We start from the raw sequence: 386 nt of genomic DNA on the forward strand, positions 1-386 counted from the left end.
GTGAAGCGCTATTGAAGGCGTTCGCGGCAAGGCGCGGACGCGCGGCGCCGCGAGGAGATCTTGGGGGGATGGCATGAAAATAACGGTGCTCGGGGCCGGTGTCGTCGGTACGGCGGCCGCCTATTATCTGGCCAGCGACGGCCATGAGGTGACGGTGATCGAGCGCCATCCGGCGGCGGCACAAGGCACCAGCCAGTCCAATGCCGGCCTGGTGTCACCGGGTGACGCCACCGCCTGGGCCTCGCCGGCGGCTTTGAAGACCTTCCTGCGCGGGCTCTACAACCATGATCTCGGCATCAAGGTCAGGTTGCGCCTCGATCCCTATTTCCTCGCCTGGAGCCTGCGTTTCCTGCGCCAGTGCACGGTGGCGCGCCTGCGCGCCACCG

1 protein-coding gene is annotated in these 386 nt (G+C 67.4%); it reads left to right on the forward strand.

Going from position 1 to position 386, the window contains the following annotated elements:
- Window positions 1–73: 73 nt before the first annotated feature.
- The coding region (locus ENZ74_RS34250) for an FAD-dependent oxidoreductase (protein WP_127313396.1) at window positions 74–386 on the forward strand (313 nt) is incomplete at its 3' end.

The sequence above is a fragment of the Mesorhizobium sp. M7A.F.Ca.CA.002.15.2.1 genome (genome assembly GCF_003998715.1).
Taxonomy (GTDB): domain Bacteria; phylum Pseudomonadota; class Alphaproteobacteria; order Rhizobiales; family Rhizobiaceae; genus Mesorhizobium; species Mesorhizobium ciceri.